The 26,445-nt window shown below is 37.7% G+C and carries 23 protein-coding genes; 1 reads left to right on the top strand and 22 read right to left on the bottom strand.

The genetic code is table 11. The annotated features are described in order from the left end of the window. Nucleotides 1-337: 337 nt before the first annotated feature. The 7 genes from JSQ81_RS17355 to JSQ81_RS17325 form a co-directional block, all read right to left on the bottom strand. Complete coding sequence (locus tag JSQ81_RS17355; protein ID WP_212605252.1) at nt 338-1,159, bottom strand: carbohydrate ABC transporter permease; 822 nt, start codon at nt 1,157-1,159, stop codon at nt 338-340. Then, complete coding sequence (locus JSQ81_RS17350) at nt 1,159-2,097, bottom strand: carbohydrate ABC transporter permease (RefSeq protein WP_212605251.1); 939 nt, start codon at nt 2,095-2,097, stop codon at nt 1,159-1,161. Before JSQ81_RS17350 ends, JSQ81_RS17355 begins: the two co-directional genes overlap by 1 nt. Before the next feature lie 82 nt (nt 2,098-2,179). Further along, nucleotides 2,180-3,460: an ABC transporter substrate-binding protein gene (locus JSQ81_RS17345; RefSeq protein ID WP_212605250.1), complete on the bottom strand. Its 1,281-nt coding sequence runs from the start codon at nt 3,458-3,460 to the stop codon at nt 2,180-2,182. Nucleotides 3,461-3,558: 98 nt separating this feature from the next. Next, nucleotides 3,559-4,983, bottom strand: coding sequence for a response regulator (locus tag JSQ81_RS17340; protein ID WP_212605249.1), 1,425 nt, complete (start codon nt 4,981-4,983; stop codon nt 3,559-3,561). Continuing rightward, entirely contained in the window at nt 4,983-6,413 is a 1,431-nt protein-coding gene (locus JSQ81_RS17335) for a sensor histidine kinase (protein WP_212605248.1), read from the bottom strand. The genes JSQ81_RS17340 and JSQ81_RS17335 overlap by 1 nt, the downstream gene beginning before the upstream one ends. Then, nucleotides 6,410-7,399, bottom strand: a complete 990-nt coding sequence (locus tag JSQ81_RS17330) for a sugar-binding protein (RefSeq protein WP_212605247.1) — start codon at nt 7,397-7,399, stop codon at nt 6,410-6,412. Before JSQ81_RS17330 ends, JSQ81_RS17335 begins: the two co-directional genes overlap by 4 nt. A 96-nt stretch (nt 7,400-7,495) precedes the next feature. After that, a complete protein-coding gene (locus tag JSQ81_RS17325) occupies nt 7,496-8,503 on the bottom strand; it encodes a Gfo/Idh/MocA family protein (RefSeq protein WP_212605246.1) in 1,008 nt (335 codons plus the stop codon). 128 nt (nt 8,504-8,631) lie between these two features. Between JSQ81_RS17325 and JSQ81_RS17320 the strand changes: the two genes are divergently transcribed. Further along, nucleotides 8,632-9,570, top strand: a complete 939-nt coding sequence (locus JSQ81_RS17320; RefSeq protein WP_212605245.1) for a Gfo/Idh/MocA family protein — start codon at nt 8,632-8,634, stop codon at nt 9,568-9,570. A gap of 110 nt (nt 9,571-9,680) precedes the next feature. On the opposite strand, the gene nagA is transcribed toward JSQ81_RS17320, so the two are convergent. The 15 genes from nagA to JSQ81_RS20250 form a co-directional block, all read right to left on the bottom strand. Further along, nucleotides 9,681-10,865 (bottom strand): N-acetylglucosamine-6-phosphate deacetylase, encoded by a 1,185-nt coding sequence (gene nagA / locus JSQ81_RS17315; protein ID WP_212605244.1) that lies wholly within the window; start codon nt 10,863-10,865, stop codon nt 9,681-9,683. A 26-nt stretch (nt 10,866-10,891) separates the two neighbouring features. Next, nucleotides 10,892-11,830 (bottom strand): hexose kinase, encoded by a 939-nt coding sequence (locus JSQ81_RS17310; protein ID WP_212605243.1) that lies wholly within the window; start codon nt 11,828-11,830, stop codon nt 10,892-10,894. Nucleotides 11,831-11,910: 80 nt separating this feature from the next. Next, nucleotides 11,911-12,768, bottom strand: coding sequence for a tagatose-bisphosphate aldolase subunit GatY (locus tag JSQ81_RS17305; RefSeq protein ID WP_212605242.1), 858 nt, complete (start codon nt 12,766-12,768; stop codon nt 11,911-11,913). A 41-nt stretch (nt 12,769-12,809) separates the two neighbouring features. After that, nucleotides 12,810-13,979, bottom strand: a complete 1,170-nt coding sequence (locus tag JSQ81_RS17300) for an SIS domain-containing protein (RefSeq protein WP_212605241.1) — start codon at nt 13,977-13,979, stop codon at nt 12,810-12,812. A gap of 67 nt (nt 13,980-14,046) precedes the next feature. Continuing rightward, nucleotides 14,047-14,760 (bottom strand): GntR family transcriptional regulator, encoded by a 714-nt coding sequence (locus JSQ81_RS17295; protein WP_212605240.1) that lies wholly within the window; start codon nt 14,758-14,760, stop codon nt 14,047-14,049. Nucleotides 14,761-14,796: 36 nt separating this feature from the next. Next, nucleotides 14,797-15,789 (bottom strand): LacI family DNA-binding transcriptional regulator, encoded by a 993-nt coding sequence (locus JSQ81_RS17290; protein ID WP_212605239.1) that lies wholly within the window; start codon nt 15,787-15,789, stop codon nt 14,797-14,799. A gap of 91 nt (nt 15,790-15,880) precedes the next feature. Further along, nucleotides 15,881-17,623 carry a glycoside hydrolase family 35 protein gene (locus tag JSQ81_RS17285; protein WP_371812448.1) on the bottom strand — a complete coding sequence of 581 codons (1,743 nt, stop codon included), beginning with the start codon at nt 17,621-17,623 and terminating at the stop codon, nt 15,881-15,883. 27 nt (nt 17,624-17,650) lie between these two features. Continuing rightward, on the bottom strand, nt 17,651-18,907 hold the full coding sequence (locus JSQ81_RS17280; RefSeq protein ID WP_212605238.1) for a Gfo/Idh/MocA family protein: 1,257 nt from the start codon (nt 18,905-18,907) through the stop codon (nt 17,651-17,653). A gap of 21 nt (nt 18,908-18,928) precedes the next feature. Beyond that, complete coding sequence (locus tag JSQ81_RS17275) at nt 18,929-19,741, bottom strand: carbohydrate ABC transporter permease (RefSeq protein WP_212607719.1); 813 nt, start codon at nt 19,739-19,741, stop codon at nt 18,929-18,931. A 33-nt stretch (nt 19,742-19,774) separates the two neighbouring features. After that, nucleotides 19,775-20,638 (bottom strand): carbohydrate ABC transporter permease, encoded by an 864-nt coding sequence (locus JSQ81_RS17270; protein WP_212605237.1) that lies wholly within the window; start codon nt 20,636-20,638, stop codon nt 19,775-19,777. A 111-nt stretch (nt 20,639-20,749) separates the two neighbouring features. Further along, a complete protein-coding gene (locus tag JSQ81_RS17265) occupies nt 20,750-22,012 on the bottom strand; it encodes an ABC transporter substrate-binding protein (protein WP_212605236.1) in 1,263 nt (420 codons plus the stop codon). A gap of 72 nt (nt 22,013-22,084) precedes the next feature. Next, nucleotides 22,085-22,993, bottom strand: coding sequence for an ROK family protein (locus tag JSQ81_RS17260; RefSeq protein ID WP_212605235.1), 909 nt, complete (start codon nt 22,991-22,993; stop codon nt 22,085-22,087). 537 nt (nt 22,994-23,530) lie between these two features. Next, a complete protein-coding gene (locus tag JSQ81_RS17255) occupies nt 23,531-24,571 on the bottom strand; it encodes a Gfo/Idh/MocA family protein (RefSeq protein WP_212605234.1) in 1,041 nt (346 codons plus the stop codon). A 114-nt stretch (nt 24,572-24,685) separates the two neighbouring features. Beyond that, the gene (locus tag JSQ81_RS17250) at nt 24,686-25,654 is read right to left on the bottom strand and encodes a sugar phosphate isomerase/epimerase family protein (protein ID WP_212605233.1); all 969 of its coding nucleotides are present in this window, start codon (nt 25,652-25,654) and stop codon (nt 24,686-24,688) included. 60 nt (nt 25,655-25,714) lie between these two features. Next, nucleotides 25,715-26,380: a YesL family protein gene (locus tag JSQ81_RS20250; protein ID WP_371812554.1), complete on the bottom strand. Its 666-nt coding sequence runs from the start codon at nt 26,378-26,380 to the stop codon at nt 25,715-25,717. Nucleotides 26,381-26,445: the final 65 nt, after the last annotated feature.

The following is a 26,445-nucleotide window of genomic DNA, read 5'->3' as shown; positions in this document are numbered from 1 at the left end:
AGCGTTATTTAGTCGATATCCCCTTTTCATTTTATGCAATTGTAGTGTATTTTTCGAATAGTGTCTTGCACAGGTACCTAAAAATTAATAACTCACTCCGTGCAATGATATTAGTTGATTGGAATGGAAGGTGGCGACTCCCGCGGAATAAAGCGAGACAGCCGAGACCCTGGACTGAGCGCAGCGAGGGAAGCGGCTCGGCGCTCGCCCGCAGGAAAGCGTCCGCCTGAAATGGAAATCAACGACTCGAATAAAAAAGAGTACTTGAATATTGAACCCTTCAAGTACTCACTCTAAATATATATTGGACTATTTCCAGATTGCCAAGTTAGTAACCTTACCCCTTAACAGACCCCGCCAACAATCCCCGAACAAAATACTTACCAAGAAAAACATACACAATCAAAGTCGGCAACGCGGCAAGTAATGCGCCGGCCATTTGGACGTTCCACTGAACAATCTGACTGCCCGACAAGTTTTGCAAAGCAACCATAACCGGCTGCTTATCCCCCGTCGTTATCGTCACAGCAAACAGGAATTCATTCCAAATATTCGTGAATTGCCATATCGCTACAACCACAAAACCCGTGATCGACAAAGGTATGATAATATTCTTAAACACACCTAAAAAGTTTGCTCCATCGATTTGAGCCGACTCAATCATCTCATCCGGAATACTCGCATAAAAATTCCGGAACATCAACGTCGTGATCGGCAGGCCATAAACAACATGAACCAGCACTAACCCTGGAATTGTATTATACAGCTCAATATTCCGTAAAAATTGAATCATCGGGATTAAAATACTTTGATAAGGAATAAACATCCCAAACAAAATGAACGTAAAGATGATATCAGATCCTCTAAACTTCCACTTCGACAAAATATAGCCATTCATAGCACCTAACAAAGCCGATAACAATGTCGCAGGAATGACCAGGTACAAACTATTCAACAGGTTCGGCTTTAAACTATCAAACGCCATCTTATACGAACTAAAGTCAATCGCTGTCGGCAAAGTCCACATTTGTGAAAGCGAAACCTGATCAAGCGGTTTAATACTTGTCACGATAATTACATAAACCGGCGTTAAAAATAGCAGTGACACAAGTATTAACAATCCATATTTAACTACGTTTCCAATTCGTAATGTCGCCATTAGCTTTCACCCTTTCTACTATTCCATAAATAAGGGACAATAAATACGGCGACTAACAGTAACATGATAATTGCAATCGCGGCGCCATTTGCATAATAGTTTCCTCTAAACGTCGTTTCAAACATATACAATCCAGGAACATCCGTGACAAAGTTCGCACCGGACCCTGTCATCGCATAAATCAAATCAAATATTTTCAACGAGATATGCGCCATAATAATGACAACACTCATCGTAATTGGCATAAGAATCGGTAGTACAATTTTCCGGTACACTTGGAACTCGCTAGCCCCGTCCATTCTCGCAGCTTCACGCAATTCTTCGTCAATCCCGCGTAATCCCGCTAAATACATCGCCAATGAAAAACCCGTCATTTGCCAAACAGCGGCGATAACGACTGCAATAATGGCAACAGGCAAGCCGAACTCAATACTTCCCCATTTAAATCCGGCCAATATGTTTGTATCGGTATACCATTTCGGTTCAATCCCAAAATGGATTAAAAACTTATTGAACCCAGTTGATGGGTGCAATAACCACTGCCAGACAACCCCAGTCACGATAAAAGATAATGCCATTGGAAATAAAAAGATATTTCTAAAGACGGATTCACCTTTTAGTTTTTGATCCAATAAAATCGCTAACCCTAGGCCAAGTAAAATTACGGCACCAATAAAAAGAATCGTAAAGAATAAAGTGTTACGCAAATCCGCTTGAAAACGGAAATCATTGAACAAATAAATATAGTTTTTTAATCCAGCAAATGAGAAATCCGGAACAATCGTATTATAATTACTTAATGAAAGATACCCCGTCCAACTTATAAATCCGTAGACAAAAACTAAAATTAAAATAACAGACGGAATTAAAAAAGCGATTGCCGTTAGATGATCATTCGATAGTTTCCTTTTCTTTCGTACCGGTATATCTTTCTCCAAGTTAAACCCTCCTCAGTTTGAGGTTCATATGTATTCATGAAAAGAGAAGGGGCTGCCGATAGATGGCCGCCCCTAATTTTCTTTACATATCAGGTGCTGCATTTTGTAAAGCATCGATAAAGTTATCGACATCTCTTTGCGTTACAAAAATATTGACGGCTTGATTCGCTTTCGTCACGAAACCTTCAGATGCTGCCGATCCGTGTGCAAGACTTGGAAATAAGTTAGCAGTCTTAAAGTCTTCAATAGTATCTTTCCCGTAATCATCATACTTTGAAGGATCCGCATCAATTCTCGCTGGAATCGATCCTTTTAATGGGTTAAATGCATCTTGACCTTCAACAGAACCAAGAACCGTTAAAAACTCCTTCGTTGACTCAACATTATCGACTCCTTTTGGAAGTCCAAATGTATCCGTGATGACAGCAAAGTCACCATCAGTACCCGGGAATGCAAAGTAACCATAGTCTTCATTCGTAACTAGCTTTAGGTCATTAACGAAATAACCTTTCGCCCAGTCGCCCATATTAAGCATTGCAGCTTCTCCTTCAGCGACTAGCTGTGCGGAGTCTTGCCAGTTACGTGAAGCATGATCGTCATTCACATAATCAAGGATTTTTCCGAACTTCTCGGCAGCACTGACGACTCTGCTATCCGTGAAATCAAGTTCGCCAGAAAACAATTTAATATAATCTTCTGTTCCCAATTCGGCAGCAAGTACGTTTTCAAAAATTTGTGTAGCTTCCCACGTCTCTTTATCACCCAGTGCTAACGGCGTAACACCAGCGTCTTTTAATTTCTCAGCAACAGTGAAAAATTCGTCCAATGTTGTCGGCACTTCAATTCCATGTTCTTCAAAAATCTCCATATTATAGAAAATGACGTTCCCACGGTGAATATTTACAGGAACCGAATAGATATTGCCCTCGTTACTGACTAGATCAATCAATGCTTCCGGGAATTTATCCATCCAATCATTTTCTTTATATAAATCATTTAGCGGTTCCATTTTATCCGCGGCAACCCAACTTTTGTTCAGCTCTTCCCCACCATGCACTTGGAATGTTGATGGCGGATCATTTCCTTGCATTCTAGTCGCTAGAACTGCTTTCGCGTTTGTTCCAGCACCCCCGGCAACTGCAGCATTTTTAACTTCAATGTCTGGGTGAAGCTCGTTGAATAAATCGATTAATGCTAAAAGACCATCTTCTTCACCGGCACCAGTCCACCAACTAAAGATTTCAACTGCACCATCTGCATTTTCCCCGCCCTTTTCAGACTTTTTTCCGGAATCGGAATCTGAACTACAGGCAGAGACAACAAGTACGAGTGATAATACTAAAAATCCAAGTATTTTTTTCATTAATGTTCCCCCTTCAATTGATAGCGCTTACAACTCTTATAGTAAAACAATTCAAACATTGAATGGGAATGAATATCTGCATTATTTTACGTTTACCTTCACTTTTCAAAGATGCTGTCTTGAAAATGCTTTGGTGAAGTATGAAAATACCTTTTAAAAACGCGGCTAAAGTAGTTCGGATCTTTATAGCCAACCATAAAACTAATCTCTTTCAAGGAATATGTATTTTTTCCGATCAATTCCTTGGCTTGTTCCATTCGTATTTTCGTTAAAAACTCGATATACGTTTCACCGAACTCTTCTTTAAATAAATTGGAAAAGTAATTTGGACTTAAATTCACCAATTCGGCTATATCTTCAAGCGAAATAGATTCCCCGTAATGCGTCATAATATATTCTTTCGCGATTGTCATCGACTGCTTTGACTCGTAGTATTCATTCACTTTATTACAGCAGACATTCATATAAATAGCCCAGTCATCATTTGACTGCAAAGTCGAAATTGAGCCCGTTGTGATTGAAAGATTTTTCTTCACAAGCATAGTTTGAATGTCAATATATAAATTTTCTTTATCAACCATCGTTAATTGCGGTTCATTTTCTTTAAAAATCGCGATGGCATTATCACGCTTCCCTTTTTCAATCTCCTGTACTATTTTTGAAACGATATCTTGATGATGATTTACATCTTTTTGCGGGAATCCGTAATTGGATTTCTTTTCGTTTTTAAGTTGAAAATTTGCCGCATACGCTTCCCGGTAAGACAGAGGAAAGTTTTCAAGAGAGTCGGCAATATGCCCAATCCCGATAAAAACATCATCCCCAAGCTCAATTTGCAGCTTTCTAGCTATCAGCAATTGATCTGCCTTTATAACAGAGCCATTTACAAACACCCCAACAGTAACAACATCGTTTTCTTTAAAGACGATGAATGAATCCAGTACATGCTTCCCAATGATTTCAACAATCATTTTCTCTTCCAGCAGATTAACGGAGGTCACCACAAAAAAGTAACCCGATTTCATTTGCGGGTATAATTGTTTTTTCAATTCAAACGCATCTTCAACGAGAGGTTGTTTCATCAGCTTTCGAATAAAACTCTCTTTCAAAAGCTGCTCGGACTGCCGTTTCTCTTCTTCCATTTTCGCTTCATTCAAAACTTCTTTTTTCAGACGAAATAGCGCAGTAATAATTTCTTCTTTTTTACCAGGCTTTAAAATATAATCTTTAATGCCAAATTGCATCGCTTGCTTCGCATACTCGAACGTATCATAAGCCGAGACCAAAATAAATTTAGTCTTCGGCCGCATCGAATGGATTTTCTCAATCGCTTCCAAACCGTTGATACCCGGCATCTTAATGTCCATAAAAATAACATCGGGTTCCATTTCTTTTGCTAACTCAATTGCTTTTCGCCCATTCACAGCTTCGCCAACGACTTCCATATCCCTAAAATTATCTTGGATGAATTTCTTCATCGCTTTTCTCTCTAGTAATTCATCTTCAGCAATCAAGATTCTCATTAGATAGCCCCCTTACTAATTTTAGGCAAAGTCAACCGAATCGTTGTCCATTGTCCTTTTTCTGACTCAATTTCAACTACATTGTCCGTCTTGTAAAAAAGCTGCAATCTCCGAATGACATTGGTCAACCCTATGCCTGTTGAATGCCCTACATGCTCATCTCTAACGGTTGAGAGAGACAACAAGCTTTCAATCTTTTCTTGGTCAATGCCCTCCCCATCATCGCTTACTTCAATGACGACGGATTCTTCTGTCTGTTCTACCCGAATCGAAATGACGCCGCCTTCTTCACGTTCTTCAATCCCATGAATAAATGCATTTTCAACTAATGGTTGAAGCGTTAAACGCGGGATTTCGATACCCAGACATGTCTCATCAATTTTCGTGATGAATTGAACTCTTTCTGAAAAACGAGTTTGTTGAATTCTAAAATAATCTTGAACGATATTCACTTCATCTTTCAACGTAACTTGATCATCGATTTCGCCTAAGCTATGCCGCAGTAGTGCAGCCACTGAATCGATTAATCTGGAAGTCGAGTTCGCATCTTCTAAATAAGCCATTTTTGAAATCGTATTTAAAGTGTTAAATAAAAAATGTGGATTAATTTGATTTTGCAAATGCTTTAATTCCATTTCTTTAAGCAATTGATCAAGCTCCGATTGGTCTTTGATTTCTTTCACCAATTCATGAATATTGGAACGCATATTATTAAAGGCATCCCCGAGTATTCGCAACTCATCATTCGATTGAATTTCCACAGCCTCGCCCAGTAAATCCCCCTTAGCCACTTCCTTTGCCGCATGAGATAACTTATGAAGCGGGCTCGTAATTCCCGTTGAAAACCAGATTGCAAAAAAGATTGCTAGAGCAATTGTCGTTATAAATAAAAAGATGATGAACGTTATAAAATGTCTATTTCTTTCTTGCAAGTCCTTGTAATAAGCTTGGTAAGCCGTTAATTCAACATCGATCAATTCAAGCGCAGACTCTTGAATATAACCCGAAGCCACTCTCACTTCTTCAAGATGATTCGTATAGTGTTCAATATCTTCTTTCAAAACAAATCCAACTGTCAGTTCACTTTCATGAATAAATGTATCGACTAGATTGATATAGTTTTTGATTTTAATATTTTCATTTAACGCATAAAGACTTCTTAAATTTTCCTTTTCAGCTGTGAGCCCGGCTTTTTTCTTGAAATAACTGGTTGCATTTTCATCTTCCGGCTCTATCACATAGATCCTTGTAAGCGCATATAGTTCATCTGACTTTTGAGAAACTGAATTCAACAATAAAAATCGTTGAAAACTTTCATTATATTTATTGGTTAATTCATTAGAACTGACGAAAATGGAAATCGCAGTCACTTGAAACAGGATGACAAATACGAAAAAGTACATTAATAACTTCCCGCGAATTGTTTTCATTTTGGATCACCGGGTCTTAATCCATCGACATCGCCTTTATCGATTATTTTTGTTCGCGTAAAGACTTCAGTATTCAAGACGTCATGCGCTTGTAATTCAATCATCACTTCAATCGCCCCGTAGCCCATCTCTTCTGGATACTGCGCAACCGTCGCATCGATTTTCCCTTTTTGAATTAACATTAAAGTCTCTGGCAAGACATCAAAAGCAGTGATATAGACATCCTTATTCGGCGCGATTTCTTGTAATCCTTCGACCATGCCGATTCCATCAAGCGCACTCGTCCCAACGAGCGCATTGATCTTCGGAAACTCTTTCAATAATGAGTAAGTCGCTTGCGCTGCTCCAATTTGAGTAATGTTCGATTCTTTTCTGCCGACAATCTCAATGCGGTCAGCTGTTTTGATCGCATCTTTAAAACCTTCGATTCTTTCTTGTTGATTGATCGCATCAAAACGCCCCATCACGATGCCGACATATTGTTCGCCCGTCGTGTTTTCAATAATCGTTCTTCCAGCAAGCTGCCCGGCATAATAATTATCCGTTCCGACATAAGCCTTCCGAACACTGCTTTTCACATCCGTGTCGACAGTGATAATCGGAATTCCCCGTTCGACGCCTTTAAACACCAAATCAACGAATTGTTGACCTTCCACGCCTTGCGTTATGATGCCGTCCACTTTGGCAGATATCATTCGGTCCAATAGTCTAAGGAGCTGGTCATTATCCGCTTTTGGCGGCCCTAAATATTCTAAGTAAATGTCATGTTCTTCGGCAGCTCTCAATGCGCCACGCTCGACAAGCCGCCAATATTCATTGTCAATTTCTTCAGCAATTAAGACGAAATGATGGGCGTATTCTTTTGAAGTAACAGTGTCTTTTTCAATATAAAAAGTTTTATAACCATAATAGATCATTCCTAAAAAGCTCATTAGAAAAATAGTGAGGCCGACACTATAAAGGATTCTTTTTGTGGACTTTTTCATTCGGTCACCAACCTATTTTCTTGATAAATTAATCCCTAATTTGTTTTATTCAAATTAGGCCCCTAATTTGTATATGCAAATTAGGGACCTTGTTGACTATGATAATTTCACTTGATTGCCAGTTTCAATTGACTCCATACAAGCATCAATCACGCGCATATTATTTAATGTATTCACAAAATCATGTGCTATATGGTTTTTCCCTTCTAATATAGCTTGAGAGAGATGTTCGATTTGACCTCGGTATTGATCATCATTTAATGTTTCCGTACGCGAAACGCCATTCGTTTCAACGATTATTAAACCATCGCCGCCGTTATTGTCTGGACGGTATGCTCTTGGAACGGTTATGGTGCCTTTCGTACCGAACACTTTGTATTCATTACGCATGGCTAGATTGAAACTGCAATCGAATGTTGCGCGTACACCATTTGGAAACGTTAAATAGCCGACTGCATCTGTATCGATATTGAATTCTGGATCCATCACTGCATGAACGTGAACAGTTTCAGGTTCAGCCCGTAAAATGTTTCGGAGTGAATGAATGGCGTAACAGCCGACATCATATATGGAACCGCCGCCAGTTTCGTCGCTCATTTTAATTGAATTTGCTCTTCTGCTTTCATCCAAATAAAACGAAAAACCTGCTTGCATATAAGAAACATCGCCAATTTCACTCGCATCGATAATTTCTTTAACTCGGGCGTGCTGAGGATGGAAATAATACATGAAGGCTTCCATGAATAGAACGCCGTTTTCTTTACACGCTTGTTCCATTTCACGAACTTCATCCGCACTGATAGCTGCTGGCTTTTCGCATAAAATATGTTTGCCTTTTTTTGCTGCTTCAATAACCCATTTCTTATGTAAATGATTTGGCAGTGGGATATACACTGCATCGATATCTGGATCATCAAGTAATTTTTCATAACTATCGTATGTCTTGTCTATTCCAAAACGCTTTGCCACTTCTAACGCTTTTTCAATTCCACTACCTGTCGCGATTGCTGTGACAACAGCATTCGACGATCTTAAAAACGCCGGAATTTGTTCTTTTTGTGCGATTCCTGCAGTACTTAATACTCCCCAGCGAACTTTTTTCATATGTATTCCTCCAATTATTTCTTTTGTCTAATTATATCACAGATAAATAGCCAATATTTTACTTTGTTATTTTCCTGTATAATACTAAATATAGGATTTACTATTAGAGGACAGGAGAAGATTATTCTATGAAATTTGGTATTATCGGAACAAATTGGATAACAGATCGATTTATAAAAGCAGCAAGTGCGCATCAAGAGTTTGCTGTTGGAGCGATTTATTCGCGGACTGAGGAAACTGGCAGAGCATTTGCAGAAAAACATCATGTTCAAAATGTGTATACGAATATGGAAGAGATGTTCCAGAGTGGGAATATTGATGCGGTTTATATCGCTTCGCCGAATGCGTTTCATGCGGAACAAAGTATATTGGCAATGGAAAATGGCATTCATGTCCTTTGCGAAAAGCCTGCTGTCACGACTGTTGAAGAAATGGATCAAGTGATTGAAGCATCCCAGCAATATGGTGTTACATTTATGGAGGCTATGAAGTCGACGGTTACACCATCTTTCCTTAATTTAAAAAAGAACTTGGACAAAATTGGCGCGATACGTCGCTTTGTCTTTCATTACAATCAATATTCTTCTCGGTACGACAGTTACAAGGATGGCATTATAGAGAATGCGTTTAAACCTGAGTTAGGCAATGGCGCGAAGACGGATTTAGGGGTCTATGCGATTGCGCCGATTGTACATTTAGTCGGCGAACCTATTTCTGTTTTGAAAAATAACTATTTACTGTCCACAGGCGCGGAAGGTCAAGGCAGCATGATTTTGAATTATGACGGCTTTGAAGCCGTTGTGATGTACTCGAAGATTTCCGATTCATTTTTACCGAGTGAAATTCAAGGTGAAAATGGCGTCATTGAAATTGACAAAATTAGTGATCCACAGCAAGTGGTTATTAAATACAGAGATGGTCGAACTGAGGATATTTCTGTTAAACACGAGTTTGACACGATGTATTATGAAGTTGAAGAGTTTATTAACAGTGTGAAGAATAGACAAGTTGAGTCGACGATAAATACACATGAAATTTCTCGTAAGGTTACGAAATTACTTGTTTAATCTACCAAATCATAAAACGTCTATTCATTACCTAAAAAGGTTTTGAATAGACGTTCTTTATTTATAATTACCTTTAAGGTAAAATCCGCTAACAGGCATATTTTAATCGATTAGGATTCTCGCTGATAAGAAATCTTCCCTCTACAAATTGTTAATTCGATTTGACCATCTGAACCGAGAACTACTAGATCAGCATCTTTTCCAGCTTCAATAGATCCTTTGCGATCAAAAATTTCTAAACGTTTGGCTTGGTTAACGGAGGTCACCTGCACTTGTTCAACGATTGATAAATCAAGCCATTCTACTAGATTCAAGCGAGCGTTATTCATCGTTACAACACTCCCAGCCAATGAACCGGTGGACACTAACAAACAACTTCCATCACTAACAATTACTTCCTGTCCACCCAAATCATAATTACCATCTGGCAACCCTTTTGCACGCATTCCATCCGTAATGACCAACACTTTTTCAAGCCCTTTCATCTTGACAATAAGCTTTACTAAATCAGAATGAAAATGAATCCCGTCTGGAATGATTTCAACGTACACATCATCCCGCAGAAGAACCGCTCCAACAACCCCCGGTTCACGATGATGAAACCCCTTCATCCCATTAAACAAATGCGTGGCATGAGAAACCCCGTTATGAATCGCATGAATAGATTCATCATAAGTTGCATTTGTATGCCCCATAGAGGGAATAACTTCTGTCTTATTAAGTTCAGTTAGAAGCTCAAAATTTATATCTAACTCCGGTGCATATGTAATAATTTTAATAGTATTCCCCGACAACTCTTGCCATTCTTTAAAAAGCACAACATTAGGAGGTAAAATACTCTCTTCAGGCTGTGCACCTTTTTGTTCTTTATTAATAAAAGGGCCTTCTAAATGAATGCCGACTAATTCTGCTACGCCAGGTTTATTATTGTGCACACTGTAAGAATTAAGATTTCCGATTGCATTACTTGTATAATCAACTGGATTGGTTATGGTTGTTGCTAGAAAGGAGGTAACACCCTCTTTTGTTAGAGCAAAAGCAATCGCTTCAACTGCTTTCGTATTTCCATCCATAAAATCATATCCAGCTGCTCCATGGACATGAATATCAATCATTCCTGGGATTACATATTGTTTATCTGAACAGTCGTATATTTTATCCAAATCACTTATTGGCGGGCAGGCTTCCATCTCTCCAACCGACTCAATCCGCTCACCGATTATATGAATAAAACCTTTTGACAAAACCCTATTTTCTAGAACAATCGTGGCATTTGTTAAATATAAATCTCCCAAGAAACAACTTCCTCTCGTAAATCCAATTAATGAATGCTGGTACTTTTCACTTCGATTTGGCTTGAAACTGTCTCTACTTTCTCTATATTAATATAACCAGTTTTATCTTCTAGTGCATTAAGTACACCCATAGTAAGCCCGAACTTTATTAATTCTTCATCGGTCAAGCCGCGAGTTATTCCAGCAGCGAATCCTGCAACAACTGAATCACCCGAGCCGACTGGATTGATAGCGTTAACTTTCGGTAGAGCAGCTCGATAGATGGTTTTATTGTGTTTTACGATTGCACCGTTCGCTCCAAGGGTCACTACAACCCAAGGAATATCAGTAAATAACATGCTCTCTAATGCTCCAATTATTTCAACTTCGTCAATAGTAGATTTCCCAAGTAACTCTGCCATTTCCTCCTCATTTGGTTTAATGAGATACGGTTTACTGGTACTGTTTAATGTTGAAGTTAACAATGTCCCATTCGTATCCAATAACACCTTCGTTTCATAGCGATTTGAGATTTCGATTAATTTAGCGTAGAAATCAACTGATAAACCTTTAGGCAAACTACCAGAAATCGTTACTAAATCTACTTGCTGTATATATTCCTCAAATTTCCCAAGGAAAAATCCAGCCTCAACTTCTGAAATGATTGGTCCGCTTTCTAGAATTTCTGTCTGCTTACCTTCATGGAGAATAGCGATACAATTTCTTGTTTCTCCTTGTATCGGAACAAAAAAATCATTGATTCCAATTACCTGAAGTTCTGCGCTTATAAAACTTCCCAAGCTGCCACCCAAAAAACCCGATGCAGCAACTTCTTCACCAAGCTGATGCAATACCCGAGCAACATTTAAGCCTTTACCCCCTGCAGTTTTTGAAACACTCGCCACTCGATTAACCACATCTAATTCCAAACGATCTAGCTTATAACTAATATCAACAGCAGGATTTAATGTCAAAGTTAAAATCATCTTTTATCCCCTCTTCATCTAATTCAAATTTACTTCCATAGAGTCAAATGGAGTGAGAAATAATCTCTCACTCCATTTCTTTAGGCTTTTCCGTTACTCATACACATTTCAATTTTTTCCATTGCGACTTTCTTCATCGCTTCTTTAGCTGGTCCCATATATCTTCTCGTATCCGATTCATTCGGATTTTCGATTAAGAACTCCCGTAATGAATTCGAGAATGGAATCTTTAACTCTGTCGAAACATTCACTTTTGCACAACCAAGTGAAATACATTTTCGGACATCCTCTTTCGAAATACCTGAAGCACCGTGCAGAACGAGCGGAATATCGACAACATCACGAATTTTACGTAAACGGTCAAAATCGAGATTCGGTTTCGTTTCATATAAGCCATGCCCTGTTCCAATCGCAACTGCCAAAGAATCAATACCAGTTCTTTCACTAAACTCTTTCGCCATATCTGGGTCCGTATACTCTGCATCTTCTGCTTTCACAATAATATCATCTTCTTGACCGACCAGCTTCCCTAGTTCAGCCTCTACAGTTGCACCGAATTTATGTGCTTCGTTTACAACTGCTTTGGAAATTGCAATATTATCTTCAAACAATCCATGTGACCCATCAATCATGACAGATTTAACACCAAGATTTAGCGATTCTGTAATTGATGCTAACGTTTCATGATGATCTAAATGTAATGCGATAGGAATATCATGTTCTTTAGCTGCAATTTCCGCGATAGCTTGAATGTATGCTCGCCCCGCGTAATCCATTGTTCCAGGTGTTGCAGCCAAGATCAACGGTGATCTTAATTCCGCAGCAGCTTCAACTACGACTTGAATCGTTTCGAGGTTATGAATATTAAATGCAGGAACCGCATAACCTTCTTCTCTTGCTTTGATTAACATTTCCTTCGTGTTTTGTACATACCCCATCCTAATTCCTCCATTGTTTTAAGCTGAATGCTGTTCTTTGCTTACTGATAGTCATATATGGTGACGCCTTTTACGACGCGACTGATTAACCCATCCGGACTTGGATTATCTGGGGTAATCCCTAATTGTAGTGATTTTTTTAAAGCTAATACTTGTGCAAAAATAGCATAGAGCAACGAAAGATTAAAGTCATTCGCAAATGGTTTTGATCCACGATTGACGGTTAGTTGCCAATTCGCAAGTTCCGCAACCTCATCATCTTTTGTTTCAGTTAAAGCAATAATTTTAAAAGTATCCGCAGCCGCTAACTCTCTTAAAATATCAAGATCGTATTTTCGCGTATATGGATTTTGTGAGACAAATAAAACCACGGCGGATTGATCATTTAAAATCGATTTCGGTCCATGACGAAAACCGAGTGATGATTCATGAATCGCAACAACTTGACCATTTGAAAGTTCAAGCATTTTTAACGCTGCCTCATGAGATAACTGCGCAAGTAAACCAGAACCTAAATAGACAATTCGTTCAAAATCGAATTCAAGTATTTCATCAATACGATCTCCAAGGTTTTCAACCAACTGTTCAGCACTTTCAATTACTTGATTTGCAACTTCTTTTGAAAAAACATTGTCTGTAAAGAGTGCAAACCCTGCAATAATCATACTTGTGAAGCTACTTGTCATTGCTAATGATTGATCATTTGCTTTTTCAGGCATTAATAAAGTAATACTATTTTTATCCTCTTTGATATTTTCCGCTAATAGGCCAATCTTGTTGCATGTAATAACCACTTGATAAAAATCATCCACAATTTCTTGTCCAAGTGAAACCGTTGCAACACTTTCGGGACTATTTCCAGATCTTGCAAACGATACCAAAATGGTTGGTTGTTCTTTAAACAAATACTCAGTCGGGTTCGATACGATATCCGTTGTCGGAATCGATTCGAACTGGATATTTCTATTATTTTGTTTCGCCAATTCTGGTACAAGCGTATCTCCTACAAACGCGGAAGTTCCAGCGCCTGTGAATATGACACGAACGCTTTGATGTTTTTTGTAAATTGTCTCAAGAAATTCTTTATAGGATGCTTGTTGTGCAAAAAAATCCTCGATTAACTCTTGCCAAACAGCTGGTTGTTGATGGATTTCCCCAGTTGTATGAACTGCATTTTGCTTCGTCATTTGATCTACTGTGATATTAAACATATTTACACCCTCCGATGGTTATGTTGTCATAACCAGTTATAGTAAAACAAAACTCTACTAAATAGAGTTATGTTAATTCAACCGTATAATCGAACTTATCGCCACGGGCTATACTAATCGTATATTCAATTAATGTATTTTCATAATAGGTGCTTCGCGTAATTAGCATAGCTGGTTGATTTTCGATCATTTTTAAATGGACAGCCTCTTTGGAACGGACGCTTGTCGCTTTAAAACGTTCAAATGCTTTCGTAGCTTGAATCTGATAATCATCAAGAAAGACGGAATACATCGGTTTTTCGACTACGTCTTTTTGTGTCAGGTTCGGAAAAATCTTTTTTGGTAGATACGATGTTTCATACATCAACGGTTCATCATCCGCTAACCGTAAACGAATGACTTGAAAAACTTCCTCAAATGGCTTGATGTCCATCTTACTGGCTAATCGTTCGTCTGCAACCATCTCATGAAATTCTAACACTTTTGTCGATGGTATTTTTCCTGACTTTTTCATTTCTTCAGTAAAACTATAAAGCTTCACTAATTTTTGATTGTACAATTTGGGAGCAACAAACGTCCCTTTTCCATGCATTTTATAAATATAGTTTTCTCGTTCTAATTCTTGTAATGCCTGTCTAATTGTGATGCGGCTCATATTATATATCGTGCATAATTCACGTTCAGACGGCAATTTTTCATGCTCAACATAAACTTCATTATCAATTTTATCAATCAACTCTTGCATTAACTGAAAGTATAACGGAATCCTGCTTTTCTCCATTAGGTTTTGCACCTTCCTAAAGTAAAACGAATCAGTTTATTTCTTAACACTATTTCGGATGATTAGTTTTGTAGAGACAACTATTTTCTTTGCAACTTTTCTACCTTCTAATCTCTCTAATAATGTATCCACGGCCGCTTCACCCATTATCTCTGTATATACTCTTATCGTGCTCAGTGAAGGGTACATATGTTTTGAAACAGACATATCATTGATCCCAATGATGCTCACTCGTTCTGGAATAGCAATATTTGCTTCATGCAGGGCGCGCATACTTCCGATTGCCATAACATCACTACTGATGAAAAATGCGGTAGGTAAGTCCTCGCCCAATTCTTCAATCGCTTGTTGCATTAAATTATAGCCATCTTCGACGGAAAAAGAACCCACAAAAACAAAACGGTCATTATACAACCCTTTTTCTTTCATATAAGATTGAAAAGCATTTTCACGCAGATCCTCTATTGGTTTTTCTTGACCCTTCAGCAACTCTCTTCCGCCTATAAAGCCAATCTTCTGATGAGAAGTTGCAATGAAAAAATCGATTATTTTATTCGTTGCCTTTTCAAAATCAATGACAATTGTGTCGAATTTTTCTTCGTTTGGACTATAATCGACAAAAACGACAAGTGGATTTATATCCGTCAATTCATCGACTTGTTTGGGACCGAATTTACCAATAGCAATGATTCCTTCAATTTCTGCCGGGTTAATATCCTTAATATTATCGAAAAAATAAACTTCGGGATTCATACCAATATCTTTACATCTTTGTTCAATCCCTAACCGAATGGATAAATAATATAAATCATTTAATTCTTCTTTTTCTGTATACCAGTGAATTACAGCTATTTTTTGATGAACATATTTTTTAGATGTACGCTTTCGATAATCTAACTCTTCTGCCGCTTCGAATACCCTTTTCTTCGTTTCATCTGCAACTGACAAACTTGCATCAAAATTGAGTACACGTGAAACTGTAGCAGAAGATACGCCAGCTCTTTCCGCTATATCTTTAATTGTGGCCACACAATCACCTTTTCCATTTCTACAATCATTTATGAATATAGCTACATTATATACTATTTCTAATTCATATCATAATGTGCGAAATAGGAGCTTACCCCAATTTATGTGTGTCGATAAGGTTTATTTCTTTATTTTCAGACGGATGCAATTCGAAAATAATGATTTCGTTCTCACCTTTTTTCAAAATTGGACCTGGTAAATACAATGTTTCTTGTGGCCCAATTTCCCAGTAACGACCAAGATTAAAGCCATTTACGACGACGAACCCTTTTACCCAGCCAGGGAGTTCTACAAACGTATCCCCAACTTCTTCCACTTCAAAATTTCCTTTGTAGAAAGTAGGTTTATTCACTTCATTATTCAGTTTACTAAATGACAGATTTTGAAGATTATCCATTGGCAATGGGTACATCGTCCAATCAAATAGAAATTGACGTTCAAACCTAACACCTTCAGTAATCCCTTTTGGATCATTCATCATAGGTCCATAATTTATGCGTCCCATATTTTCAACGAGCAAGTCGATTTGCACACCTTCTTTTGGCACTGCAAATGAGATTGTCTCATTATCCCAGCGATCGATAACACCTTTATATTCATTATCTATAAAAACAAGTGCACGGTCACGAACCTCTTGTATGGTTAATGCAGCTTCATCCTTGGGACCTTCCAAAAATGTTCGATAAAGTGTAAAACCATACGCCTGTCCGAGTTTCTCCATTGTTTCTGGATTCGCTTTTTGAACGGATTCGCTAATCATATCTAATGCATCAAATAACCCGACAACTTCTGTCATTTCAACTTTTCCGTAATCGATTTTAGGAATTGGCTCAGGCAAAACTAATTCGCCAATATCTTTATGTTTAGAAACGGCCTCACGTACGGCATGAAATTTTGGTGTAATATCACCCGTTTCACTAATCGGGCAGTCATAGTCGTAACTCGTAACAGTCGGTTGATGCACTTTATCGAAATTTGCACCATTATAAAAACCAAAGTTAGTGCCACCATGGAACATGTAAAAGTTAACTGAATCCCCGCGCTCAAGCATTTCTTCAAATGTTTGTGCAGTTTCAGCAGGATCTCGTTCATGATGTTCTTCGCCCCAGTGATCGAACCAGCCATTCCAGTATTCCATTACGATATTAGGCGTATTTGGAAAATACGATTGCAACTTATCAAAGGCTTCTTTTGGTCGGGAACCAAAGTTAACAGTTGCCAATACCCCTTCAACTGAGCCCCCTTGAAGCATCAAGTCTGTAGGTCCATCGGAAGTAAATAATAAGACATCAATTCCTCTTTTAATCAGGGAATCTTTAATATAATTCAAGTACTTTTTATCATTTCCAAAACTGCCATATTCATTTTCAATTTGCATGGCAATGATCGGACCGCCATTTGTTTGTAAAAGCGGTACTAATTTTTTTAATAAGACATCGTAATAATTATCTACTTTATCTAAGTATGGCTCATAATAGGTTCTGAATTTCATATTGCTATCTGCCAGGAGCCATGAAGGTAATCCACCAAACTCCCACTCCGCGCATATGTATGGACTCGGACGAACAATCACATGAAGCCCTACTCGGTCTGCAATTCGTATGAATTCTTCAATATTTGCTAGTCCTTCAAAATTGAATTCCCCTTCTTTTGGCTCATGTAAATTCCAAGGAACATAGGTTTCAACACAATTAAAGCCACAAGCTTTTAATTTTAACAATCGATCCTCCCAATATTCTGGCACAACTCTAAAATAGTGAATGGCACCTGAGATAAGTTGGATTTTTTCATCGTTTAAATATAAATCTTTTCCTGAAACCATTAATTTAGACAATGCATTCGACACCTTTCTAATATAAGATTAACGTAATCCTTCTACAAAACTATCAATCGTTATGACTTTACCATCTTGAACTCTTGAAGATTCAGCACAAAAAGCAAGTAAATGACTTTCCAATGAAATTTCAGAAGAATGCCGCCCTTCTTCGCCTCGATAATTTCGAGCTTCCATTAGGAAATCCCTAACAATCGCTTCATCGCCACCACCGTGACCACTTGTTTGTCGTGCTAAGTTAATGATTGTTTCACTTTTCGTTAGAAAATCAAAAACAGATATTTCGTTTTCATCCATTTTTCCTCTGATTTCACCTTTTGTGCCCATAATTTGAACGATGCGAGTTTGCTCCCTCGTGAATCCACACATACTAAAAGTTGCTGTTGCACCATTCTCAAATTCCAAATTGACGACTTGATGATCGACAACATTATTATCTGATTTATAGACGCATTTTCCGTAAGGGGTTGTATTTAACGCGTGAATAATTCCCTCTCTTGTATGATCCGTTGTAAATTTTTTCGCCCACCCTTTCCCCTCACCCAAGTAATAATGTCCTGCATGAAAGATACATTCATTTTCAATCGGACATCCGTCTAAACAACGCAAAGGTCCGTCAACAGGCGCATTGGACTCTTTAAAATGCATCAACGAGCCGAATGAACTCACTTGTTTGCATTTTTGATCCATTAAATACATTAAGATATCCATGTCGTGGCATGATTTTTGTAAAATCATTGGACTCGAGACATCACTATTATTCCAATTTCCGCGAACGAAGCTATGTGACATATGCATCACTTCAACATTTTCATTCAGTTGAATCGAGACAATTTCTCCAATATTTCCTTCATCGATAATATTTTTGATTGTATTCCAAAAAGGTGTATACCTAAGCACATGGCAAATCGTTAACAATTTTTTATTTTCCTTTGCAACATCAACCATTGAGACACATTCCGCTGGATCTGGCGACATCGGCTTCTCCAATAATACATGATATCCTTTTTGAATCGCCTTAATTGTTGGTTCATAATGGTCCCTATCCAATGTGCATATAATAGCAACATCTGCTTTTATATCTTCCTTTAACAACTCTTCCCAAGTTGCATAACACTGGCCTTCTGACAGTGAAAATTGTTTTGCGAACGCCTCTCTTTTTTCAGGATTCAATTCTGCAACTGCAACAAATTCCAATTCATGTGGATAATTAATCGCATAAGGAGCATACGCTTTAGCTCCTCTGTCGCCCGCACCAATTAATATTGCTTTAGTTTTTTTCAAGATTTTCTCATCCTTCATGGTTTAGTCTTTCACTGCACCCGCCGCTATATCTGATATAAATTGTCTACTCACGATAAGGAATAAGATAATTAAAGGCAGCGTACCTAATAAAGTACCCGTCATTACTGCAGCAGTATCTGTTTGATTTAATCCTTTTAAATTCGCCAACTCTACCATTAATGTATATTTTGATGGATCATTCAGCACGATTAATGGCCATAAATAATCATTCCAAACACCCATAAAGTTGAAAATCGCTAGGAATGCAATGGCAGGTTTTAAGACAGGTAACGCTACACTCCAATACATCCTAAAAATCCCGCATCCATCAATTCGAGCTGCATTCAGTAAGTCATCGTGAATGGCACCTTCTGCGTATTGCTTTACCCAAAATATACCGAATGCACTTACCAGACCTGGGATGATTAAAGCTTTATAACTATCAATCCATCCGAGTTCTTGCATCATGATAAACATTGGTATTAATGAAAGTTGAGCAGGTATCATCATTGTAGCAATTGTAAACACAAATAATTTGTTTTTACCCGGAAAGTCAAACTTAGCAAAAACAAAACCCGCCAATGAGCTTAAAAACACAACTAATACTGTCGAAATGGTCGATACAAAGACAGTATTCATAAGGGAGCCAAGAAAATTAACTTCTGTGAATACCTTTTGAACGTTTGTTATAAATTGATTGCCTAATGACCAAATAGGAGGAAATTTATAACTTGCACCCGCATCATTAGTAGCTAATACAATTAACCAATAAAACGGAAAGATTGATATGATAACCCCTGCAATTAAACAAATATGCATTATTAATTTTTTCATTTTATCCAAGTAATCTCACCTCTTTTATCAGTATCAATCTTTTCTTTGAATAAATTTCCAGTTAATCAAAGAGAAAAGCATGATGATAATAAATAGCCCTATTGCAATTGCAGATCCATAACCGAAAAGATTTTTAACAAACGCCTGTTGGTAAAGATAAAGCACTATAGTCAAGCCTCCACCACCAGCCCCACCGGAATTTCCTACAAGTAACTGTGGTTCTACAAAAGTCTGCATTCCGCCAATCGTGGATGTTATGACGACAAATAGGATGACAGGTTTTAACAATGGAATTGTTATCTTAGTAAATATTTCAAACGAATTTGCACCGTCTATTCTAGCAGCCTCATATAAATCCCCGGATATCTTCTGTAATCCTGCCAAGAATATAATTGCATTATAGCCTGTCCATCTCCAAATAATCATCGCAGAAATAGCAACTTTCACACCAATAGAATTGTTATGCCAATCGACGGCTTCAAATCCGATTAGATTTAGCATGTAATTTATTAATCCATAGTTAGGCGCGAATATTACGCTAAATACAATTGCTACTGCTACAATTGCAGTGACATTTGGAAGGAAGTACAGCGTTTTATAAAAACCACTGAACTTTAAAAATGCTGAGTTCAACAAAAATGCAACAATTAAGGCAAGTATTATCATAGGTACCGTGGATAAAAACCAAATGATAAAAGTGTTACCGATCGACTTCCAGAACAAGGTGTCAGAGACTAGGAATTTAAAGTTTTTTAAACCCACAAACTCCATTGTTCCAATTCCATCCCAACTTGATAATGCTAAATAGATTGAAAATAAAATTGGAAATACACCGAAAATCGCAAAGATCAAGAAAAATGGTGAAATAAGGAGATACGCTCCTTTGTTTTTCTTCATAGCACTCCATGTATCTATTTTATCTACTGGCTTCTTTGTAGTTTTTTCTATTTTAACCCACCACCTAAAATAAAATTAGAATAGGGAGAAGAAGCTCCCCCTATAACATTTTTATAGATCGATATCTCTCTTAATTTTTTCAATAGCATCTTTCCATGCTTTTTCTGGATCTTTCTTCTTCACTTTCACCAAATCCAATTCATCACTGAAAGCTGAAAATACAATCGACTCTTTCGGACCTCTGTGTGCTTCTTTAACATTTTTAGCAGATTCAACAAAGATTTCCGTTGTATTTTGACCACCAAAGAATTCTTCCTCGTTGTTTAGTTTATCGCTTTCCAACGCATCCAACTCTGCTGGGAATAAACTTAAATTATTATAAGAAGTAATTTGGTTTTCCGTTGTATTGATGAATTTAGCAATTTCCGCACTAACTTCTGGATTCTTAGTGGAACTTAATACTGCTAGGAAAGATCCACCGTCATTTCCATCACTAATTGGTGAACGGGCAACTTTCCATTTTCCAGATGTACCTGGTGTTGTGTCTATTAAAATATCTTTTGCCCAAACCGGACCATCATACCCGACAATTTCATCATTATTAATAGCTGCATTCCACTCCTGCGATTGATCAGCAATATTCCCTAGGATAAGACCCTTTTCATCTAATTCAATTGCTTTATCCCAAACATCTTTAATATGATCCTGGTCACCTATAAATTCATCATTTTCATCGAAGAATCGTTGATCTAGTTTATTGATGTATCCAGAAAACATACTATTAAGTGAAGGTATCGCATAAGCACCTGTTTCTTCTTTTAACGTTGTGAGTACATCAACATAGCCCTCCCAGGTGCTCGTCTTCTCCGCTAATTCTTCAGGAGAGTCGGCTATGCCGGCCTTTGAAAAGACATCCTCTCGGTAAAAGAATCCTGTCGGAGATGTATCCACTGGAACAGCTATCATATGCTCGCCGTCACCCGTGATTGCCTGACTTGTTTTCCAAGCAGGATATAACTTTTCAATTTCTTCGCCGCCATGATCATATAAGTTTAAAAACTTGTCCGCATGCGGTAAATACTCAGAAACCCAAATGTTCATTAATACTAGATCTGGTGCATCTTTAGTGTTTTTGGTTGCTAATAGCGAACTCAATTTTGTTTTATATTCAGAACCCGGTGGTAATTTTTGTGCATTAAACTTAATATCAGGGAACTCTTCTTTCACCTTTTCTAATACACTTTCATCTAATCCTCTATTCCAATACCATAATGTAATTTCATTATCTGCTTCTGCTTTGTCTCCACTGTTTCCACATGCTGAAATGATTGCTAGCAATAATACACTTAATAAAAAGCCTGTGATTTTTTTCATATTAATCCCCATTTCTCCACTTTTTTATTGTTTTCACTAATTTCTCATCTCGAATAAGTAACCTCATTCGTTTTAGCTTAAATATTCAATTCCTTTTAATCCCGCCCCAATTATCCCAGAGTTTTCTTTGAGTTTACTTGTACGTAATGCCTCTAGGCTATGTAGTTGTTCAGGAATTAAATGTTTTTTCATGGACTCTTTTATTAAATCTAAAATAAATGGGTTATTATTAATGACGCCGCCTCCGACTACAATTTTGTGTGGGTCCAACAAACATATAATTGAATAAATACCATATGCTATTGAATCAACCACCTCCTTCATTAAAATAATTGCATCCATATTCCCGTCTTTGTATTTTTCAAATAAATCCTTCGTTGTTAAATTTTGATCTTCAAATAACTTTTCGACTCGCTTTTGAATAGCAGGACCAGATGCAACTCTTTCCAAACTCTTCATGCCACTGGCCGATTTCTTTGACAAGACTGGGAATAACCCAATTTCTCCGGCGAAACCGTTTCCACGTAGAAATGAGCCCTCGTGGATAATCGAACATGAAATACCTGTACTAACTGTTAAGTAAACAAATGTATCCTCTGTATTTAAGTTTGAAACTTTCCACTCTGCAAATGTCGCCATGTAGACATCATTATCAATGACAATGTTTTCAATTGAAAAGTAGTCTTTTAATCGATTTACAATCGGAAAGTTCCGCCAAGGTAAGTTGTTTTGATAAACAGCAATACCTTTTCCACGATCAACTTTTCCGGGAATCCCCACCCCAATTCCATTGATTTCTTCAATTTGAACGGATGACTCTTCTAGCACCATTTCAATACTTTTAATAACTTGTCCAAACATCTTTTCTTTATCGGTTGGAATACTTATCACTTCTGAACGGTTCAATATTCCTCCAGACTTATCAATTATTACTGTTGCAACTTTCGTACCTCCAATATCGACACCTAACGCATATGTCACATAAATCACCACGCATTCCGTTATCTACTTTTCAAAAACGTTTACATATTGAGTTAATTAAAAATAAAACATCAAGTAAATGTTTTACTAATTATTTTTTCATATTATCATAGACTACAAATTCTGTCTATATTGAATTTAAAGTTTCCTGTGTTTATTTTTGAACATAACGAATTTTATAGAGGCCAATCCGTAGAAAACCATCGATAATATTGCGATTAGCTACAAATGAATTAGTTAATTAAGTAATTAAGTTTTACTAAATAGTTTTACATTAAACTAAAACTAGATTACAAGATGCTTAGATGCGATAACATATGACACAAATATCAATAGAGGTATGGTAGGTGATACCATAATGCAGCGATTGTTCATTTGATGGGTGACCTGATTTCTGTTTAGGAGAATATTTTTGTTGTTGTTTACAGGTGCGGAAAGTCAAGAGAATGTATTTTGAATAATGTATAAAGTTGACGGAAATAAAAAAATGCTTGGCAATTGCTTTCATCAGCAAATTACCAAGCATTTAACTTATATTTAAAATTGTATCGCTTTCCCAGTTTCCGCCGATTCATAAATCGCATTGACGATTTTTTGTATGATCAAACCTTGTTCAGGTGTGCTCAAAGGTTGCACGCCTGCTAAACAGTGTTCGACAAACTGTTGAATCTCGCGTTCGTGGCCTACCACTTCAGGTAGATAGACCGGCGTGATATCGACTAACGTATTATGTTTTTCTTGATATATTTTAAGCGGGAATATATCTGCTCCGCCTTTATCGCCCATCAATGAGACTTGCATCGTTTCGTCCTTTTCGACGTTTGCAGCGAATGAAGCTTCCAATGTCAATGTGGCGCCATTTTTGAATGTCACCATGCCGACAGCCATGTCTTCGACAGTGTAATTTTCATAATCCCACTCGCCGAACAAGCCGACCCCTTTTTTATTGCCTAGTCGCTGATGTGTTTTTCCGAGGACAGTTTCCGGCTCTGGATACCCCATCAGATATAACGCGGTATCTAACATATGCACGCCTATATCGATTAAAGGACCGCCACCCTGTAATTCTTTATTCGTGAAGACGCCCCAACCTGGAATGCCTCTTCTTCGAATCGCATGCACGCGGGCGGAATAAATTTCGCCCATTTCATCGGCATCGATGAATGATTTTGCAATTTCAACTTCTGGTCGATAACGGAAATGAAAACCAAATGTTAAGAACTTTCCTGATTTTTGAGCGGTTTGCACCATTAATTCCGCTTCTTCGACGGTCATCGCTGGCGGTTTTTCGCATAACACATGACAACCCGCTTCAAGCGCCGCGATTGTTGCTTCTGCATGAAATTTATTCGGCACGCAAACACTGACTGCGTCTAATTTAACATCCGCGAGCATTTCTTCATATGAACCAAATGCATGGGGTATCGCAAATTTATTTGCCAATTCCTGAGCACGTTCAATGACCACATCCGCTACCGCCACAACCTCTACTTTGTTTCCACAGGATAAATAATTCGGAATATGGACATCTCCTGCGATTGCCCCCGCCCCAATAATGCCTACTCTTAATACATTCATATTAACTTTCCCTTCCGATTCGTTCGGTTTTTCTCGAATTAGAGATATTATTGTTCATAACTAAAAAAGTTGTGATATATGCGAAATCTTCATTGATCACAACTAACTATTCATTTACACCCACCACATATCAGCAGGTTGGTCTTTAATCAATACAGATTTCAAGTTTGTCACAGCACGCGAAAAACCTTCGTCGACTGACATTAACGGATCTTCATGTTCGATACTGACGACATAATCATATCCATACGTGCGAAGCGCGCTCATCATGTCGGACCATTCTTGAATGCTGTGGCCGCAGCCTACAGATCTGAATGTCCATGCGCGAGACTGCACATCGCCATAAGGTTGCATATCCGTTAGCCCGTGCATATTCACGTTTTCTTGATCGATGTATGTATCTTTTGCATGGAAATGGTGAATGGCATTCTCTTTTCCTAAAATCTTGATTGCAGCGACTGGGTCAATCCCTTGCCACCACAGATGACTTGGATCCAAATTCGCGCCAATTGCCGGTGAAGTCGCTTCTCTTAATTTCAACATGGTGTACGGCGTGTGAACTGAAAATCCGCCGTGAAGTTCGATGCCGATTTTTACGCCATGATCTTCCGCAAATTTCCCTTGTTCTTTCCAGTACGGAATGAGTTTCTCTTCCCATTGCCAGTTGTAAATATCCGTGTACTCTGTCGGCCACGGAGAAATTGGCCAATTCGGTTGTTTAGAGTCTTCGTTTGATCCAGGTGTTCCTGAAAAAGTATTTACCACTGGAACGTCCAATAGTTGTGCAAGTTTCACCGTTTTAACGAATGTTTCATGAGCATCTTGTGCAATTTGTTGATTCGGTGAAAAGGGATTACCGTGACAGCTGAACGCACTTATTGTTAAACCGCGTGAATGAACTTTATCCAAGTATTCTTTTCGTTTATCTTCGCTCGCCAAAAGCTCATCAACATTACAATGAGCATCTCCCGGATAGCCGCCCGTCCCGATTTCAATTGCATCTAAGCCTGCAGCTTGAACATGGTCAAGCATTTCTTCAAATGATTTTTGTGAGAATAATACTGAAAATACACCTAACTTCATATTGTTTCTTCCCCCAACCTTTAATTTAAATTATTAGTATTCTTGTTAGCGGTAATTAAATTATTTTAGATTTTTCATGTTATCTTTTTCTCGTTTCGCTTCAAGAGTTACATACACTTTAAAAAATCCAGAAAATGATACATAGGCAATTATTGTTCCTAAAAAAGTTGGGATTAAAAAAGTTATATGATAAACACTAACATAAATACTGAGTACATTCAGTATTCCGATTCCCAAACTTGAAATCGGTCTTATAATGGTAATAAGAAATGCATTTTTTAGCGAGTATAGTAACTTTGCTTCAAAATGGACAATTGTCGAGATAAAGTACATGGTAAAAGTCAGTAAAAGTATAAATAAAACTATAAACAAATATAAAAACATACTATTTAAGTAGGTTTTAAAATAATAGTAATCAATGATAAATATTATCCAGATGCCGATTATTATGAACCCGCCTAGCATACTTTTAACATAATTCTCCTTATAAAACTTCCAATAATATTTAATAATAGGAACTTCTCGTTCATTCATTATCCATTTCCGAATTATAGCAAACATACTCGTTGTTGCAGGAAAAAATAGCAATGGCACTAAAACTACTAGTATAATTATTAGTCCAATAAGTTGATTTTGGTTTTCAGCTAATACTAAACTAATGATAAAATACCAAATCGGGATATTGAAAAATATCCACAATAGATTCACAGCCAAAAACCGAGACATCCATTCTAAAACATTATATAACAAACGCATTATTTTCTCCTTCACTTATTAAAGAATTCAGCTAA

This window comes from Sporosarcina sp. Marseille-Q4063, assembly GCF_018309085.1.
Lineage (GTDB): Bacteria > Bacillota > Bacilli > Bacillales_A > Planococcaceae > Sporosarcina.
Note: the sequence above shows the minus strand (reverse complement) of the source record. Positions and strands in the feature narration are given on the sequence as shown.

What these genes read in the sequence shown, in the direction of transcription:
- JSQ81_RS17355 (WP_212605252.1), bottom strand. Translation starts at nt 1,159, where the DNA reads ATGGCGACATTACGAATTGGAAACGTAGTTAAATATGGATTGTTAATA.
- JSQ81_RS17345 (WP_212605250.1), bottom strand. Translation starts at nt 3,460, where the DNA reads ATGAAAAAAATACTTGGATTTTTAGTATTATCACTCGTACTTGTTGTC.
- JSQ81_RS17340 (WP_212605249.1), bottom strand. Translation starts at nt 4,983, where the DNA reads ATGAGAATCTTGATTGCTGAAGATGAATTACTAGAGAGAAAAGCGATG.
- JSQ81_RS17335 (WP_212605248.1), bottom strand. Translation starts at nt 6,413, where the DNA reads ATGAAAACAATTCGCGGGAAGTTATTAATGTACTTTTTCGTATTTGTC.
- JSQ81_RS17330 (WP_212605247.1), bottom strand. Translation starts at nt 7,399, where the DNA reads ATGAAAAAGTCCACAAAAAGAATCCTTTATAGTGTCGGCCTCACTATT.
- JSQ81_RS17325 (WP_212605246.1), bottom strand. Translation starts at nt 8,503, where the DNA reads ATGAAAAAAGTTCGCTGGGGAGTATTAAGTACTGCAGGAATCGCACAA.
- JSQ81_RS17320 (WP_212605245.1), top strand. Translation starts at nt 8,632, where the DNA reads ATGAAATTTGGTATTATCGGAACAAATTGGATAACAGATCGATTTATA.
- JSQ81_RS17310 (WP_212605243.1), bottom strand. Translation starts at nt 11,830, where the DNA reads ATGATTTTAACTTTGACATTAAATCCTGCTGTTGATATTAGTTATAAG.
- JSQ81_RS17305 (WP_212605242.1), bottom strand. Translation starts at nt 12,768, where the DNA reads ATGGGGTATGTACAAAACACGAAGGAAATGTTAATCAAAGCAAGAGAA.
- JSQ81_RS17300 (WP_212605241.1), bottom strand. Translation starts at nt 13,979, where the DNA reads ATGTTTAATATCACAGTAGATCAAATGACGAAGCAAAATGCAGTTCAT.
- JSQ81_RS17295 (WP_212605240.1), bottom strand. Translation starts at nt 14,760, where the DNA reads ATGGAGAAAAGCAGGATTCCGTTATACTTTCAGTTAATGCAAGAGTTG.
- JSQ81_RS17275 (WP_212607719.1), bottom strand. Translation starts at nt 19,741, where the DNA reads ATGAAAAAATTAATAATGCATATTTGTTTAATTGCAGGGGTTATCATA.
- JSQ81_RS17270 (WP_212605237.1), bottom strand. Translation starts at nt 20,638, where the DNA reads ATGAAGAAAAACAAAGGAGCGTATCTCCTTATTTCACCATTTTTCTTG.
- JSQ81_RS17265 (WP_212605236.1), bottom strand. Translation starts at nt 22,012, where the DNA reads ATGAAAAAAATCACAGGCTTTTTATTAAGTGTATTATTGCTAGCAATC.
- JSQ81_RS17255 (WP_212605234.1), bottom strand. Translation starts at nt 24,571, where the DNA reads ATGAATGTATTAAGAGTAGGCATTATTGGGGCGGGGGCAATCGCAGGA.
- JSQ81_RS17250 (WP_212605233.1), bottom strand. Translation starts at nt 25,654, where the DNA reads ATGAAGTTAGGTGTATTTTCAGTATTATTCTCACAAAAATCATTTGAA.
- JSQ81_RS20250 (WP_371812554.1), bottom strand. Translation starts at nt 26,380, where the DNA reads ATGTCTCGGTTTTTGGCTGTGAATCTATTGTGGATATTTTTCAATATC.